The sequence below is a fragment of the Microbulbifer sp. MLAF003 genome (genome assembly GCF_030012965.1).
In the GTDB taxonomy this organism is placed as follows: Bacteria; Pseudomonadota; Gammaproteobacteria; order Pseudomonadales; family Cellvibrionaceae; genus Microbulbifer; species Microbulbifer variabilis.
The window spans coordinates 1184397-1201059 of the sequence record NZ_CP120232.1 but is presented as its reverse complement, the minus strand read 5'-3'; the positions used below and the strand labels follow the sequence as shown (position 1 = coordinate 1201059).

Sequence of the window (16663 nt, the reverse complement as noted above, 5' to 3'; positions counted from 1 at the left end):
TTATTCAACACTAGACGTTTATTTAATTTTGTTTAAACATAGGGGAATTAGAATTTAAAAAAATTTCCGCGATGGGATATTGGTCTAAGAAGTTCTGATAGCTTTGTGGCTTAAAAACAAGAATGACAAAAAGGCCAGTAGTAAAAGCCGGAGTACTTGGGGGAAATATGACTGAACTAGAAAGTTCAGCTGCTCAACAATATACGCCAGATAGCACCCACACCAGTGATAGCAGCTATCCGATTTATGTGATTGTGGGTACCGGGCCCGTCGGGGTCCGCTGCGCACAAAAACTCCTGGAATTCTGTGACGAAGCTCAAATTGTTATTTATGGAGCAGAAATAGAATCACCTTATAACCGAGTAAAGCTCTCACAATATCTCTCTCGCCATGTGGATCGGGAGGAACTCGACAACCCAATCCTCGGAAAGACTGATCACAGGCTTGCCGAATATATCGATCGGAAAATTGTGGCGATTGATCGCGCAAACAAAACGGTCACCGATGCCGAGGGCAATATACAACCCTATACCAAGCTGATCCTTGCTACAGGCTCCAATCCGACCATTCCTCAAATCCCCGGAGCGAACCTACCCAGTGTTTATCCATTTCGCAGTCTGCGTAACACGAATGACCTGATTGCCCTACGTGAGCGCCACGCGGACATTTGCGTTATCGGCGCCGGTGCGCTCGGGCTTGAAGCCGCAACCGCACTAAAGACCCCCAAAAATTCCGTCACCCTACAATCACGCGGTAAATTACTCAGTGGCCTGCTTGGTGAAGAGGGAGAGGAGTTTCTGAAGTCCTCCTTGTCAGCACTCGGCGTTGAACTTAAAGTCGGCGATGCCCTTAAGGCGATTGAGCAGCACGAAGAAAACAACATTCTGCAGTTTTCTGATGGTGAGTACCTGAACGTAGATGCCATAGTTCTATGTACGGGTATCCAGCCTGAGGTCACACTCGCCCAACAAAGCGGTCTGGAAACCGAGCGGGGAATTGTTGTTAACGAGTGGATGCAAACCTCCGATCCCGACATTTACGCAATTGGAGAGTGTGCTGAGCATGACCGTAAGGTTTATCAGCTGGTGCGCCCCGGTTATGAACAAGCTGAGAGTTGCTGCTCACATATTCGCCGCAATCATGGCGGTGAGGTGCTAGAGCGCCCCTACTCCGGAAGTTACACCGATATCCAGCTTAAAATTGCCCATATTCCCTGTGCAATTATTGGGGATGTCGCCTCGGACAATCTCAAGCAAGGGGATGATGTACAGAGCTACATCTACCGCAACCGCTTCAAGGGAATTTACCGGCGCCTGTTTGTCAGGGATGGGCTTATCCTCGGCGCCGTCTATATTGGTAGCTGGGATGAGGCCAGTAGTCTGCGCCAAGCCGTGGCCCAGGAAGAAAAAATTAGTCAACGCGCCTTCAGTGACTTCGAAAGTGAGGGGCGTCTATTTGGCAAGAAAAAAACCAATAGCATCAAGGATTTTCCTGATGGCTATCTGGTGTGCCAATGTAATTCAGTCAGTAAAGGGGAACTTTGCAAAGCCATTTCTGATGGCAAGCGCACTCTCAACGAGTTACAGCAGGCCACCACCGCGGGTTCTGTATGCGGCAGTTGTCGCCCTCTGATGGCAGAGTTATTGGATGCTCCTGTTCCCAACCTGGTGATGCGCCATGCCAAAGGTATACTAATTACCTCGCTCATATCATTACTCCTCATAGCGCTGGCATTTTTGATGCCCTCCCCCCAGTCTCAGACACCGTACAATCGGGACAACTCTGGGACAAATTGTGGTATGACAATTTCTGGAAGCAGGTTACCGGTTACAGCATATTAGTGCTGTGTATATTTACTGCCGCTCTCAGTGTACGCAAGCGCTGGAAAAAAATAACTCTCGGGCATATGGACCATTGGCGTTACGCACACAGTTTGATTGGCGTTGTCGCCCTTGCAACACTTGCAGTGCATACAGGGTTTCGCCTTGGGAAAAATCTCAATCTGGTCCTGATGTTGGTGTTTTTGGGGGTAACTGCAACCGGCTCACTGGTCGGTGTCTTTATGGCTCGCAATCATCACTGGACGGATCTCAGGCTGCGCGAACACCGCAAGTGGTGGTCTCGCATTCACTACGCCCTGCTCTGGGCGCTGCCGGTACTCCTTGCTTATCATATTCTCGCTGTTTATTACTTCTAAATGAAATCTTATCAATTTAAATTCTGGCATTACGGCCTGTTGCTGACGCTCACTGTTGGTTCATTGGCTGCGTACAACCTAACCGTAGCCGATAAGTCATTATTCGTAACCGGTGAGCCTACCCATGGGCACCATCAAATAGAACTCGCATGTACTTCCTGTCACGCAGATGGTTTTGCTGGACAAGATGCAATCCAGAAGTCCTGCCTGAATTGCCATGCGGAAGAACTGGAGCTCGCCGACGACTCCCATCCGCGGAAGAAGTTTCTCGATCCCAGAAATGCTCAATTACTAGAGACTCTTGATGCGCGTCAGTGCATTAGTTGTCACACAGAACACAAGCAGGAAATTACTCGTGAAATGGGTGTAACCCTAGCCGGGGATTTTTGCTTCCACTGCCATAGCGATATTGCCGAGGAACGCAGTAGTCACCAGGGTATGGGCTTCGAAACCTGTGCCAGTGCCGGCTGCCATAATTATCATGACAATGGCACTCTCTATGAGGACTTCCTGATTGCCCATGTTGGGCAACCCGACCTTCTTGATGAGGCAAAACTGCCAGCACGCACCGCAATGGCTGCCTGGTTGCGGAAAAACCCGAACAAAGAACCGCTGCAATTGACTCATGCTGACCTGAAAGTTGAAAGTAGGAGTACAGAAATTGCAGCTGCTTGGGCGCAAAGCGCTCACGCTCAGGCAGACGTGAATTGCACCAGCTGCCACGCCGACGGGAAAATGCAATTTAACAGTGTGGAAATTCTTGAGCAGTGTGCCAGCTGTCACAGCGAGCAGAAAGAGTCTTTCACCCAAGGCAAACATGGCATGCGCCTCTCTTCCAAACTGCCCGAAAATTTTGCTGAACAGGTCGGCGCCATGTCTCCTCAACTGGCCAGGACTCCTATGCAGAGTAATGCATCAGGTGAGTTAAACTGTATCAGCTGTCACGGCCCTCACGAAGTAGACCTGCAATATGCTGCAGTAGAGGCATGCCTCAGTTGTCATAGTGATGAGCACAGCCTGGCCTATAAAGAGTCCCCCCATTTTAATGCGTGGGAGTCTAACCCCGAGCAGGGTGCCAACTGTGCAAGCTGCCATCTCCCACGGGAAGCCCATAGTGAACAAATCGTGGTGAATCACAACCAGAACCATAATCTCCGCCCCAACGAAAAAATGTTACCGGTTTGCCTAAATTGCCATGGGGCTGAGTTTTCCTTGGCAGCAATGGCAGACAAAAAATTGATCTCTCAGAATTTCAAGTATAAACCTGCGGATAAACACGAGACATTTGACTTGATTCGTGACCGTATTGCGAAGATTTCCAACAGCAAAAATAAGCAAACACAATCCCAATAGGAGGGGAACACTATGCGTATTGCCGCTTGTTTTATCGCCGGACTGGCACTGCTCACTGGCTGCGAAAAAAATCAGGGAGTTGCGCCCGAGCGAATGGCGGATGCCATCTTTGCCGTGATTGAGGCGGATCGAGCAAACTACACCAACAAGGTAGTTAACCGTTTGCAGAATGAAGAGAAAATTCTGGACGCTGACGAACACTGGCAGGATAAAAAATTACTGCCGCTACCCGCGCAAATGATGCGTATGGGAGCTGAGCGTGTTGCAGAAAAAGACTCTGGTTTTAACTATGCCCTGCTATCCCTTTGGCCTGTTAACAAACAGAATAAACCGCGCACTGATATGGAAAAAGAAGGGCTACAGTATGTAATCGATAACCCAGGTAAGAATTTTTACGGCCGTGAAAAACTGGGCGACACAGAATACTTTACTGCAGTCTATGCTGATGTCGGCGTATCCCCCGCTTGCGTCAGCTGCCACAATGACCATGTGGACAGTCCACGAGACAACTTTGAGCTCGGAGAAACTATGGGTGGTGTAGTTATCCGTATCCCGCTCTGACTTAAAAATAGCACAATCTTAAAGGGGCCTTCATTGGGCCCCTACGCCTTCCTATGCTCAACGCATCAGTACTTGGGCCCGTCAAGTCCTACTTTATTTCTGATTTTTCGCACAATCTCCAACCAATCAAATTTTTTAGGAAAACTAAGCACCTAACTCATAAGAGTTGGGCGAATTGAACGCTTTCGCGGACCGAGATCAGCAACTTAAATTTGAGCTGCTTACAATTAATTAGCGGCCGAAATCATTTCGACCGCTCCCTCTTTCAATTGACTGGCTCTACTCCCGCTGCAACCTCGCTGAAATCATTCAGACCAGTGGTCACCCGCTGTGGGCCTATTTCCGGGTAAGTCCAGTCTCCATTACGGACCGCTTATTGTTTCACTTCGCTCCGCGAAGCACACCTAGGCATTAATATATTAGTCACTCAAAGAGGGATATCAAAGAAGATACATATTGCACTTAAGAATTTGGACAAATAGGAAAAACTTATAAAAGCTTTTCAAGTGTTACTTTGCTTTAATGGGGTGATAAGCCCCTGCAACCCTTCAACTTTGATTTCCAAAGTCAACGCCATCAGTTGCCCCAGTCTACCCTCGGGAAATCCTTTTTGGGAGAACCAAAGCAAATACTCTTCAGGAAGATCAATAAGCGCTCGCCCCGTATATTTGCCAAAAGGCATCGGCGTCCGCGCTACCTCTATTAGGTACTGTTTTTCAAACATATCAAAATCCGACAAAACTTCACTTTTGTGCTATAGCAAGCTCTCGCCCTGGAAATTTGTTGCTGCTTTCTGCCCACCTTACACTGGCTCCGAAATTGTTCGGCCTAATCCGCCGTTCCTATACCTCAGGCAATTACTAACAGAGGTGCCTATGCGTATTAAAGCTATTAAATATCTCAGCCTGGCAGCTGTGCTCAGCGCTAGCCTGGGAGGCCAAGGCTGTGCCAATATGAGTGATACCGACCGCCGAATAGGCACCGGGGTTGGCATTGGGGCCGTTACCGGCGCCCTGATTAGCGGCGGACGTCCAGGCGGTACCGCTGCAGGGGCAGTTATTGGGGCTGGAGCCGGCTATCTCTACGACAGGGAGCGCAAACGTAGAGACTACTATCGTTATCGCGGTCGCTACTATCGCTACTAATTTACTGCTATCGATCCAGGACAGGAACAGACAGTCAGTAGATAATGGTCTACGGGTGGGTGCAACTTAAAGCCGCCCCCACCCTTAATGTTAAGAAAAGACGCTTCCCCAACCATTAAAGGAGTTGTCTAATCACATTGATTCAACCTGGACAGAAATTACCGGTGGGAAACATCCTTAGAGTAACCGGGTCTTATTTTTTCCACAGCGCTCACAACGATACTCAGTGACCAGCTTTCCCTGTTTAACATCAAACTTACGCTCGGTGATCACCTTCCATTTATGGAAACCCTCTCTACACAGGGTTTTCCCCTTGTGTTTCTGCCAGGCAGTTTTCTTTTTAAAAGGGATTACATCTCCCATATATTTTCACACATCATATTTTGAATTCTAACTATCATTTGGAATAATAAAAACTGAACTCCAGTTAAAAAACTAGCAAATGTATGCTTCCGGAGCGGAGCCTAGGCCACGCTAAAATAAGACGTACTATAACTATTCATCGTTAATCTTGGCAAGCATATACAAGCTTTTATCATATGACTAAGAATCAATTGACCGAACAGTCAACTTCTATTCTCTCTTTAAAGCTAAGAGCCCCATAAACATACAAAGCCTACTTAATCTTAATATTCTAAAGCTAGTTAAATCTCTTGAATGAGAGGCTTATGAGCGAAGCTGGCAGAGAGGTTAACCTTGACTCCACCTATCAACTGAAGCATCAATAGTAAAGACTCTAATTGGCAGTCAGAAGCTTTACGATTTAATGAATAGAGCCCACCGTAAAATCAACTGACATTTTGAATATTAATTTTTACCAAAATACCTGTTTTCAACTTCTTTCTTAAGTGTAAAATTTAAATACCGGTGCATTAATGTAATTCTCTCTATGCCTTGGTAATAGCCGAGAATTTTTACTGGAAAGACCTAATAAACTATAACGCCCTATATATGTAGATTCATCAACCTTATCAATATGGATTAAGATTTTAATTTTGGATAATTGTTTGAGGATAACGTTAATAAAAACTTGCTTAGTGGTGTTACGAATAAAATTAACTAGACTCCGGGTATTCGGTATGGGTCCCATACTACCCAGAAAAACTCTCAAAAAAATGAGTAGTCTAACTTAAGAACCGCAATATTGCCTCTAAAATCAATCGGCTTAACGGTAATCAATTGCATTCAAAATAGTCATTTTCCTACTTCACATCTCCCAACCACTTTCTCTAAATTTGTGATCTTGATCTTATTCGGAAATTGATTTTTATCAATCGACAATTCCAGTATTCACAAGGGAATTGTTTGCCTACGAGAATCCTTCTGGCTAGGAGGTTGGAGTTTCTACCCACGCACCCAATCATATTTTACAACTGCACTGCAATGGACAATCAATTACTCCAACTGCAGTGCAACTTGATTAAATACACATGAAATCACTAAAAACCAAGCACCTTGTGAAAACTTCAATTAGACGAAGAAAACACAAAACTCTTCACAGAATATTATTTAGTACTTAATCTACAGGACATACTCGAATTATATGGCCATCTGGATCTTCAACAAGAAAAGTACGGCCAAAGACCTCATTGTAAGGTTCTTTCGCAAACTTGATTTCGGTATTCTCTCGCCAATTCTCATAAAGAGAATCTACATCTTCACTAGAAGGCAACATAATACCAATCTCAGAGAAACGAGGGGTATCAGCATTTGGCTCTGCTCCCCCTGTCCAAAGGGCAAATAATGCTTCGCCATCCGCTGCAAATGCCACATAACGAGGACTGGAAAATATCGGATCTGAATTGAAAAGCATTTTGTAAAAGCCCGTTGAACGTTCAATATCAGACACGTAGATAAGTTGAAGATTAGGTTTGGGGGATACTTTAATCATATAACTTCACTTCCCTAAAGCAGGTTAAAAAATCCTGTACCAAATTAATTATACAAGGCCTAAAAATCAGCAGCAAGAATAGTTTTATCGCTGGATGCTGATATCTATAGAAAATAAATAAATAAATTTTAATAGCGTACAATCAAACAAAATCAATATATTTTAAACACTAAGGTCGCTGATTACATTGCACAGTCAAAAATTCGAGCATTGGAAAATTACAACTCTAAATATTAACAACAAACTCCGTACCGAAAATTCGTCCCTTATTTAAAATTGTAAATGTCGATTCCTGGCTATAAATTGGCATACTGGTATTAAGGCCTTCCGTTACTTCATTAAGAAGATTACGGCCATAAAGCGAAAACTTCCAGCCACCATCAGCTGGTTCTATCGAAAGGTTCACTTCGAGCATATCTGCCGCGCTCAGCACACCGCGATTGTTATCGTCATAGAATTGTCTGTCCCGGTGATTGAAAGCAACACTGCCACTGAAAATGCCAATAGAGCCAATATCTTGGGAATAGATTACCGAGGCACCATAACTCCAAGGAGCTAAACGCGGCAGGCTCAGCTTCTTATCAAAACTATTAATTTCCCCATCTTCATTAAGATCATAAAATATATGTGTATATTTATCATCCATATATCCAATATGACCAGTAAATGAAATTTTGTTCGATAGGTATACTTGACTTTCTAACTCAACACCCAATATCTGTGCATCCGCAGCATTAGTTATTGTTTGAAAAGTAACATTATCCTGTCCTATAAAGGAAATTTCCCTCTGAAGATCGTGAATCTCGTTATAGAAAGCCGATAAATTAACTCGTGTGGTATTTGAGAAATCTTTTTTGACACCAACCTCATAGGCATCCTGTTTTTCTGGATCGAATGGGCCAGGAATTGTGGTATCGTTATTACGGAAATTGTAGCCACCACTGCGAAATCCGCGAGTCCAAAAAGCGTAAACCTGAGTATCATCATCTGGTACCCATTGAAACCCAAATTTTGGAGTATAGGCTTTCCACTCTTCATTGTCATTGAACGTCACATTACAACTTTGTCTCATGAGGCTGCATCCACTAGGCACGAGATCTGCAAGGGCCGCTTCTTTTTCTTCGTGGGTAAAGCGAATACCTGCATTTAATAGCCAATTTTCAGATAAGTGCCAATCTGTTGAAGCAAAAAAGCCCAAAGTTTTATAGGTCTGATCCCCACCACCAGTTAAACGTAACGCTCCAGTATTCACCAACCGGTCTTCGATATAGTCAATATTCTGAGTAAAGTAATAGATACCCGCGGTCACGTCTACTAAGTTAAAAGTACCTGAGTAACGCAGCTCATTACTGAATTGCTCCTGGTCAGTCCATGTTTCAGCATGAGCACCTATAATTGGAGAAGAATCAATATCCGATAAGGTACCGGCTTCGTACTGACGCCAGGCAAAAACGTTGGTGAGAACACCATCTCCAAGTGCAATATTGATATTGCTCTCCGATACTGCGCTTTTCCAATCAACATCGGAATACCCGGGTTCATCAATTTGAATGTCGAATTCGCCCAGTGCCGCAATGTCCCTGTTTTGGTTGGCAGGACCATCTCCCTCCATTTGACCCAACTCCAACTTTAGGATCATTTGTAGTCCATCCAGAGGGTAAGCATTTAATGCATGACGAATAATTTTGGTCTCAGAGCGACCGTGCCGGTCACCGGTGTGTGTGTTTTCAAACCACCCAGAATCGTCGGAGTAATAGGCGGCAATCTTAGCATTTAAAAGATCGTTAATTACCGGTCCAGACAGCACTCCACTAGTGATCTTTTTTGTTCCACTTTCAAGAGCAAAACGCCCATTAGCTTGTAATTCATCACCTGGGACTGTTGTATTTAATAGAATTGCACCGCCAGTAACGTTTCTACCGAACAAAAGTCCCTGAGGGCCACGCAATATTTCTATGCTCTGTAGATCAAAATTGTCAAAAAGCACACCACCACTAATGCCCAGATACATACCATCGACAAAAACACCAACTGTTGGATCAATAGAAGGTATAGAGCTATTGATACCAAGTCCACGTATGGAGAAATTTGCATATCCAGGAAAAGTACCAATATCATCAAGGGATACATTCGGCACACTGTATCCCAAGTCACCCAAAGAAGTTACATGCCTATTTTCTAGTTGAACATTGTCAAATGCGGTGACAGCTGTAGGAACATCTTGAATACTAATCACCGTCGTTTTCTTCATTGCCGTAACTACTACTTCGTCCATGACTGAGTTCATGTTGGCTGTCGCGCTATTGGTTATGGTTAGGATTAAACTTGATATTCCAATTACTCGACAAATCAATAAATTGGTACTCGATTTTACTATCATATCTTTCATCCTGAAAAAGTTTTAATATTCCTTCATCATCCCAAATTTCATTACCACTTCACATACAAGCTGTTAAATTTGCTTTCTATTCTGCTAACTGGATTTTAACCATTGAGTGTGAACCCGAAGTCCCCGATTACACATTAAGAAATCAGCTAAATAGCCATCGTGAGGTACCCGATAATCCATCCAGGTAGTGGGAATAATGCCAATATAAACATTGGAAATGGAAGCATCCGATAGTACTCGGTGAATTAGTTCTTTCTCGCGGGATAAAAGCGTAACAACAAGAGAGCCAGATAATGCACTAAAATCTTCCTGCCGATTAAAAGGTGCAACAGTTATACAGGGAAATGGCAGTTCACGCTGGACCTTGGCATCGGTAGCACTCTCAACTAAGGTAACATGGGGTTTTAAGGGGTACCCATTAGTTGAAGTATGATCATATAGCCATGGATTTTCTTCAGCTTGCAATAGATTCATATATGCATCAACCTCCCGCCTTCTACCCAGGGTAAGGGGTTGCTGTTTCGCGCGAACTTCTAGTTCAAGCCTTAGCCGATGAGCAAAGCCATAGGGGTCATCCTCCACCAATACTGCACTGGCGCAGACGCAGGCCGCACCACCTCGTGATAAAACAGACTCAGCAACAACAGTGACAGCCTCTTCATGATCAACATCCCTACCTACAACCATTTTCGATCGTCCCGGACCTTGGACTAGAACTTTAGGATTGCTTCCATACCGCGTAGTAACCTCTGGGCCACCATAAACTATTGCCAGATCACTTAGCTCAATCAGGCTATCTACCCCCTGTGATCAGTCGGGATCAAAGCAACGTATTGTTCCAACCCCGCCAACTCAAGAGCGCAAATAAGTCTCTGTGCAGTGAAGGGTTCGCGGGATGAAGGTCTGACCATGGTTCGGTATCCCATAGCAATAGCCTGGGGCCAAAGGCCATGGACACCCGGACCGTTACCTGCCGCAATAATTGAAACAACATCCCCTCGACGTGACAACAAGCTACAACCGTTACTGGCGGCGGAGTCTCGGTAATCCCAAACAGCGCCGGCTGGGGTAGCGGCCTGCATAATCCCGAGCATATTATTAAGACTATGAGAAATGTGAGTCATAGACTCGGCCACCAGGGATTTCTGCAACCCCGTTACATTAGCAACCATCGAAATATAGGCGTCCGGTTCCAGGCCTGCTAAATTTGCTTCCTTATATATCTGGCCAGCCTTTGCTAATCGCTCATAGCGTTGCGAAAGTGTTAGTGATTCCCCTTTCCGCATCTGTACGATTTTATCTTGTATATAAACGGTAGGGACGATCGCACTTTCACCAACGATGCGATCAGATACATCCATTATCGGCTGCCGTCGCCTGGTATGATGAGAAGCACCTAGGCAACGTGCTTCCACCTGTAGTACCTGTTGCTCAAAAGGAGTTTTCCGGACATCACTAGTGAGCGCTGCCATCAATACACTCCTTCAATCACTGCTTTACCGGAGACCTGCGCAACGGGTTTTACATCACTGACAGAAGAACCGGGACAATTCCCTAAAGTGGGAAGTCGCACTGCCGTATCACGCTCAAAGATATTGGGGAAAAATGCAAAGCGACTCAGGTGATTCATCACCACCTGTCCTCGCCCATTGTACTCAACGGGTTTTCCACTTTCTGGGTCGACCACCTCCAAAATGACATAAGGTGCGTAGCTGTCAAAGATAGGAGATCCGTTATAGTCCTGATTAATCCGCGCTTTGGTCTCCGAAAGAATCATAGTGCTTCCATAACTCGCTGTTATAGGGACATCAGGGAATACCATCGTTTTCAAATAATCTAGTGTGTCTACATCCATATGAGTTCCTCCCCAAGTGATCATCTCAAGGGTACTGTTGAGAGTTTCAGCTAAGGAGCGGCGACGCGCTATCGCCTCTAACAAAGGCGGTGTTGCAATAAGATATTTAATAGCTTGTGTAGCAATGATGGGTTCCGCCTGGTCAATAAGATGATCGGAGTAGTCCCTGGCACCTTCCATATTTCCTGCCTGGATCAATTTTTTTACCCAACGGGGATCTAAATCTACAGTGAAGCACTGCCCACCAAAAGCTCTGGCACGACGACGGTTGATGGCTTCTACGATATGAGGGCCCGTCGGTATAATTGCCAGCGTATTTTTCGGAGTCTTATCTGTTGAGGTTTCAAATCCCTCCAAACGCCAACTAACCACCTGCTCAAGCCACGCCTCATAAGCAACAACCCGTTTGGCTGTCCCCGTTGTCCCGCCACTTTCAAATATCCCGGCAAGCCTATAATCGGCCAGTCCTTTAGGTTGCAGATCTTCAATCGCTATCTCACGAAGCAACTGGCTGATATCAGGAAATAAAGACAGATCGGCCAATGATCGGACATCCTTAACTGGATCAAAATCAAGTTGACTGCGCATTGATAACCAAAATGGAGAGCCGGTATCCGGCGAAAAATGCCAGTTCAAAATGTCAGCCAAATGACGTTGGAAGTCAGGTGATTCCATAGGAATGTTCCTCCGTTGAGTAGGTGACTAAGGCTGAAGTCGTATATGCTTCCACTCCGTTTGATCCCGTTCGAATCGCAACCTCTTGTGAAGCCGATTAGAACTCGACGACCAAAACTCGATTGCTTGAGGCTCGAGAACATACACTGAAAACCTCTCGGGACAAGGCAATGCGCCTACACGATCAAGCTCTTGCGCAGCAGCTAGCAGTTGATCATAGGAATCCAAAGGCTCACTTTGATGAGAAACCGTCGACATCGCGTGCAGAGGTATTGGGCGAGCGTCCCACTCTCTAACTGCCCGCTCTCGATCAAGCTGCTTAATTTTCCCACTTACGGAGAGCTGGCGACCAAGCTCGCGCCAGTAAAAATGTCCACAGGCAAAGGGGGTCTCTTCGGTATCTTTTATTTTACGGCTACAGCTGTGCGTGGCGAAGATGATACCAATGGTCGCAAAATCCAATATAGCCATGACTCGCGATGACAGAGCGCCTGAGAGGTTCGCTGTCGCCATTACCATCGCCCGAGGTTCACGAACCTTGTTATCGATAGCCTCCTGGAGCCATTGTCGTGCAAGAGACATGGGGTCACTAGGAGGGGTCTCGTATTCAGAAAAGCTTTGATCCACTTTCCCTGTCATGCTTTCAAAAGTACTGCTCATAATTCCTTCCTAGATAAAATATTGACCAGTAGCTACCTGAAACCCATAGCCACCAACTTTGAGGAAAGGGGAGTCATTTTTTATATTGGCAATAGCATTCATACGAGAAGGTCTCCCCATTTCCACCCCCTGTGTGATCTTTATTTCTGCACCGAACTTTACCAATCCATAACGCGAAAGATGCAGTGCCAATGGCCCCGCTGCAGAACCTGTGGCCGCATCTTCTGCAACACCATAGGCTGGAGAAAACATACGAAGTCGCCAGCTCTCTCCTATATCCGGGCTAAAACAGAGCGCTGCCATATTGTGGAAATCTGATAGTCTCCTCAGGTCTGGACTGATTTGGGCAAGCTCATCCTTATTATCCACCCCGACAAAGACGTGTCTGGGCCCCACATCATACATATCTACCGGCAATGTACTTCGCCTCACTCCAAGCGCCTCAAGTAATGCCTCTTGATAATCAAAGGATGAAATTACCGGGCAGGGCTGCTCCATCTGTATGTAAGCTGAGAAAGGATTTTCTTTAACGGGTTGCACTGCAAAGTTAAAAAGGCCTTTTTTGGTTTCGATCTTTAATTCCGTAAGATCAGTTGCTTTCGATAAAGCCAATGCGGTGCCCAACAGCGGGTGCCCCGCAAAATCCAGTTCATTGACAGGCGTAAAAATCCTGACATTGACATCGCCACCTTTGCTCGGGGTTCCAATAAACGTTGTTTCTGAAAGGTTAAGTTCAGCCGCAATTCTCTGCATACTATTGCTGTCCAGGTCATCGCAATCAAAGAAAACGGCTACGGGATTACCAGTAAATGGTTCTCTACCAAAGGCGTTTACAACAGTGTATCTATGCATTTTATTATTCCATTAATCGAATACTGAAAACTCTAACCAAATTAAGGAGCCTCTGAACAACTCCGTGATGCCTCTGGCTTGCAGAGTGGTTTAAAATTAAGGCGCGGCTTCGCAGGAATATCTAGACCTTTCAAGAAGTCGCAATGCGGGGTGTGAATCGCTCCGCAAGCCCCGAAGAGTGGGCCTTAAAGGTCACGGTTACTGCGTTGCAGTTCCTGCAAAGGGCTAATGCCATTCTTTGATGCTATGCCCTATGAATTTCTATCCAGCTGGTTTGCTTTCAAAGCACACATCAAAGGCTATTCGATGATCAGGCGGTCTGTTAATAATTTCCGCTGAGATATTAGGTGGCATATCAGAGAGATTAGGTTTATCTCCACACCAGATCATTAAAGCACCCCAGCGGGGAGTGTCCTCTGAGACAAGCCAAAGCTTCGTTATCATATTAGGCACAAGCTCCCATTCCTTGAGAACTTCATCGGTTAAACAGCCCTTAAGCTCATCGGGCGCGGGATCATTATCATCAAGATCCCACCAGGCTAGTTCAATACGCATTCAACCCTCATTGATAAAACGGCATCCCTCAGAATTCTGAAGCCATCCATTGTCAATACTGATTCAGGATGGAATTGCATCGAGCAAAAGTTGGGCCCTTGTAACCCGTGAACCTGGTTTGACCCCGGATCACGATAAATACGTACTTTACCCACTGGACTTTCGATATAATCCGTGTCAGATATCGCAGTAAATGTGTTGTAAAAGCCGACTGTCTCTGTTTTTCCAAAGATAGAAATCTGCTTCTGCAGCCCCTGATTAGGCTGTTCAAGTGGCTTTATCGGTAAACCTAGAAGCGAGCATAAAATCTGGTGACCAAAACAGATAGAAACAAAAGGTTGATTATTTTCCCAAGCTTCAGTCATCACACGTCGACTGGCAACAACCCGTGGATCGTTGTGATTACATGGATCACCAGGACCTGGCCCTACAATAATAAGTTCGGAATCTGTAACTGAATTAATTAAGGTGTGAGGCACGACCTTAACCTTTAAACCTGCAGCGCGCAGTTGGTACTCCATCATTGAAGTGAATGCATCTTCATTATCAAGAATCGTAACTGTAAGCCTCTCATCCTGCTCCAAAGTAGGATCGTTCATACCTGAAGTCCCACTCAACCAAAAACTGGATAGACGTTTATTTCTATTAAGTAGAGACTGGCCAATACACTCCTTCTTTGCCAGGGAATCCATTGCACTGACACCCATGGCAGCTTGAAGTGCAGCAGCTTTCGCCGCTGTTTCTTTAGTTTCCGAGTGAGGGTCAGAATCGCGTACCAAAGTAGCACCTACTCCTACTCTCATATCTCCACTCTTTAATATCTCAGCGGTACGGATAAGAATTGCCGAGTCTAGCAAAGTCCCACAATCATTATTTTCGATCATCGCTGCAAAACCACTGTAGTAGGAACGCCCACTGGTTTCATAGCGGGCTATCACCCTGGTAGCATTTTGAAGAGGACTGCCAGTTACCGTTGGTGCAAACATCGATCGCTTCAATATTTCAGAAAGTGGCAAATCCGTGGAACCTTCAATTCGGTAACCAACATGAGCTAATTGGGACATCTGAATAAGATAGGGACCCTTTGCAATGACTTCGGAAGAACATATATGAGTCATCATTTTCAGTTCTTCATCAAGAACCATTGATAACTCATCTTCCTCCTTGCCATTATTCAGAAATTCCAAAAGTCCATCCTGGGTCGGACCCAAGGAGGGAAATCGGTAGGTACCACTGATAGGCGTCATGGAAAGCGATTTCGAATTAAGTTTTATATGCATTTCCGGGGAGGCGCCTACTAAAGTAAGATCGCCCATTCTGATAAAAAATAGCCAGTAAGCTCCCTTTTCCTGCTTTACCAAGTTGCGGAAAATAGTCAATCCAACGTGATCCTTGTAATCAGCTAGCTCACCAGTAAAGGTACGCTTGATTACAAAATTTGCTCCTTCTCCCGTTCCAATTTCCTGTTCGATCACTGCCCTTACTATATTTTCATAACTTGCATCATCGGGTATAAAGTGAGCATCTCTGAGATTGACGGGGACATCCGGTAATTCAGACAGGCCTGTTTCGAGCGGTATTGTTCTATATTGATCAACGTCAAGTGCCCGAAAAGGCACTTGATCATCGATAACTGTAAAACCACGTTCTTCAATCTGACGATATGGGGTAACAACAAGTGTTCCCCAACGACATGTATTTTTCTGCTCTTCCTGAATGAGTTCCAGTTCAGCCAGATTTTCCAGTATGCGCTCGGTTCCCGTCAAAACCTCAAGTGTCGGTTGTTTATATCGCTCGGGTCGGTAAACCAATGCATAGGCATCATAATGACCATCAATAACATTTTGTAAAACATTCGATGCATTGGCGGCGCCATCAAAGGTCATTGGCATACCTCCTCTGTTGGCAATACTTTAGCGCAACATTCCGCCGCATAATTTAATGCTTGCAAATGGTCCTGCTTGGAAAAGTCAGCAATAGAATCCTGAACGAGAAAGACCTCTATATCTCTTGAATAAGCATCCACAGCACTAGCGAGAACCCCAATATGAGCGAAAACACCACAAATAATAATTTGATCACGGTGTGTATTATGAAAAATATCATCAAGGGAAGTGGCATGGAACGCACTATAACGCCACTTGGCCAGCACCGAGTCTTCTTCCCTAGGTGCAATTTCCTCAGTAATAGCGGTATGCTCAGGACTGTTGCTCATCCCCTTTCCCCAAATATCAAAAAGAAGCCCCCGCTGTTTCTCCGACATATCTCCGCATTGCGCCGTATAAACCACTGGTATGTTATGTTTTCTTGCGTACAAAACAAGCGCCTGACAATTTTCAATCAGTGCTCTACGTAGTGGGTTCGGAAACATCTTCAGAAAATATTGCTGCATGTCATGAACCAGCAAAATACTGCGACTATTTACTTTGCTCCAATTAACAATATTGTCTGCACTTAAATCCGACGCTTGAAGTGTGTAATTCTCGATTCTTGGAATACTCATGCCCCGCCCCACATTGCCGTAGCCTCT

17 protein-coding genes are annotated in these 16663 nt (G+C 45.2%); 5 read left to right on the top strand and 12 right to left on the bottom strand.

Annotated features, from left to right (window positions below; genetic code table 11):
• Positions 1-167: 167 nt before the first annotated feature.
• The 4 genes from P3339_RS05800 to P3339_RS05785 are packed head-to-tail and all read left to right on the top strand — an operon-like array spanning position 168 to position 4111.
• Entirely contained in the window at positions 168-1841 is a 1674-nt protein-coding gene (locus tag P3339_RS05800; RefSeq protein ID WP_282952686.1) for an FAD-dependent oxidoreductase, read from the top strand.
• Positions 1841-2197 carry a hypothetical protein gene (locus P3339_RS05795; RefSeq protein ID WP_282952685.1) on the top strand — a complete coding sequence of 119 codons (357 nt, stop codon included), beginning with the start codon at positions 1841-1843 and terminating at the stop codon, positions 2195-2197. Before P3339_RS05800 ends, P3339_RS05795 begins: the two co-directional genes overlap by 1 nt.
• Positions 2198-3550, top strand: coding sequence for a cytochrome c3 family protein (locus P3339_RS05790; RefSeq protein WP_282952684.1), 1353 nt, complete (start codon positions 2198-2200; stop codon positions 3548-3550). It begins immediately after the preceding gene.
• 12 nt (positions 3551-3562) lie between these two features.
• Positions 3563-4111, top strand: coding sequence for a Tll0287-like domain-containing protein (locus P3339_RS05785; RefSeq protein WP_020412672.1), 549 nt, complete (start codon positions 3563-3565; stop codon positions 4109-4111).
• 502 nt (positions 4112-4613) lie between these two features.
• Here the strand turns inward: P3339_RS05785 and P3339_RS05780 are convergent.
• Complete coding sequence (locus tag P3339_RS05780; protein ID WP_282952683.1) at positions 4614-4835, bottom strand: DUF3820 family protein; 222 nt, start codon at positions 4833-4835, stop codon at positions 4614-4616.
• 151 nt (positions 4836-4986) lie between these two features.
• Between P3339_RS05780 and P3339_RS05775 the strand changes: the two genes are divergently transcribed.
• Entirely contained in the window at positions 4987-5256 is a 270-nt protein-coding gene (locus P3339_RS05775; RefSeq protein ID WP_020412670.1) for a YMGG-like glycine zipper-containing protein, read from the top strand.
• 177 nt (positions 5257-5433) lie between these two features.
• On the opposite strand, the gene P3339_RS05770 is transcribed toward P3339_RS05775, so the two are convergent.
• The 11 genes from P3339_RS05770 to P3339_RS05720 all read right to left on the bottom strand — a co-directional run bounded on the left by P3339_RS05770 (position 5434) and on the right by P3339_RS05720 (position 16636).
• A complete protein-coding gene (locus P3339_RS05770; RefSeq protein WP_020412669.1) occupies positions 5434-5619 on the bottom strand; it encodes a hypothetical protein in 186 nt (61 codons plus the stop codon).
• Between the two features lie 1153 nt (positions 5620-6772).
• A complete protein-coding gene (locus P3339_RS05765; protein ID WP_282952682.1) occupies positions 6773-7147 on the bottom strand; it encodes a VOC family protein in 375 nt (124 codons plus the stop codon).
• Positions 7148-7373: 226 nt separating this feature from the next.
• Positions 7374-9422 (bottom strand): TonB-dependent receptor, encoded by a 2049-nt coding sequence (locus P3339_RS05760; RefSeq protein WP_282952681.1) that lies wholly within the window; start codon positions 9420-9422, stop codon positions 7374-7376.
• A 198-nt stretch (positions 9423-9620) separates the two neighbouring features.
• Positions 9621-10304 (bottom strand): aldehyde dehydrogenase family protein, encoded by a 684-nt coding sequence (locus P3339_RS05755; protein ID WP_353056916.1) that lies wholly within the window; start codon positions 10302-10304, stop codon positions 9621-9623.
• A gap of 29 nt (positions 10305-10333) precedes the next feature.
• The gene (locus P3339_RS05750; protein WP_282952680.1) at positions 10334-11008 is read right to left on the bottom strand and encodes an aldehyde dehydrogenase family protein; all 675 of its coding nucleotides are present in this window, start codon (positions 11006-11008) and stop codon (positions 10334-10336) included.
• Positions 11008-12066, bottom strand: a complete 1059-nt coding sequence (locus P3339_RS05745) for a phenylacetate--CoA ligase family protein (RefSeq protein WP_282952679.1) — start codon at positions 12064-12066, stop codon at positions 11008-11010. The genes P3339_RS05750 and P3339_RS05745 overlap by 1 nt, the downstream gene beginning before the upstream one ends.
• 27 nt (positions 12067-12093) lie before the next feature.
• Positions 12094-12726, bottom strand: a complete 633-nt coding sequence (locus P3339_RS05740) for a pyridoxal 5'-phosphate synthase (RefSeq protein WP_282952678.1) — start codon at positions 12724-12726, stop codon at positions 12094-12096.
• Between the two features lie 9 nt (positions 12727-12735).
• Positions 12736-13578, bottom strand: coding sequence for a PhzF family phenazine biosynthesis protein (locus P3339_RS05735; protein ID WP_282952677.1), 843 nt, complete (start codon positions 13576-13578; stop codon positions 12736-12738).
• 261 nt (positions 13579-13839) lie between these two features.
• Positions 13840-14133 carry a hypothetical protein gene (locus tag P3339_RS05730; RefSeq protein ID WP_020412660.1) on the bottom strand — a complete coding sequence of 98 codons (294 nt, stop codon included), beginning with the start codon at positions 14131-14133 and terminating at the stop codon, positions 13840-13842.
• Positions 14118-16019 (bottom strand): anthranilate synthase family protein, encoded by a 1902-nt coding sequence (locus tag P3339_RS05725; protein ID WP_282952676.1) that lies wholly within the window; start codon positions 16017-16019, stop codon positions 14118-14120. The genes P3339_RS05730 and P3339_RS05725 overlap by 16 nt, the downstream gene beginning before the upstream one ends.
• Positions 16016-16636 carry an isochorismatase family protein gene (locus P3339_RS05720; RefSeq protein ID WP_020412658.1) on the bottom strand — a complete coding sequence of 207 codons (621 nt, stop codon included), beginning with the start codon at positions 16634-16636 and terminating at the stop codon, positions 16016-16018. Before P3339_RS05720 ends, P3339_RS05725 begins: the two co-directional genes overlap by 4 nt.
• Positions 16637-16663 lie beyond the last annotated feature (27 nt).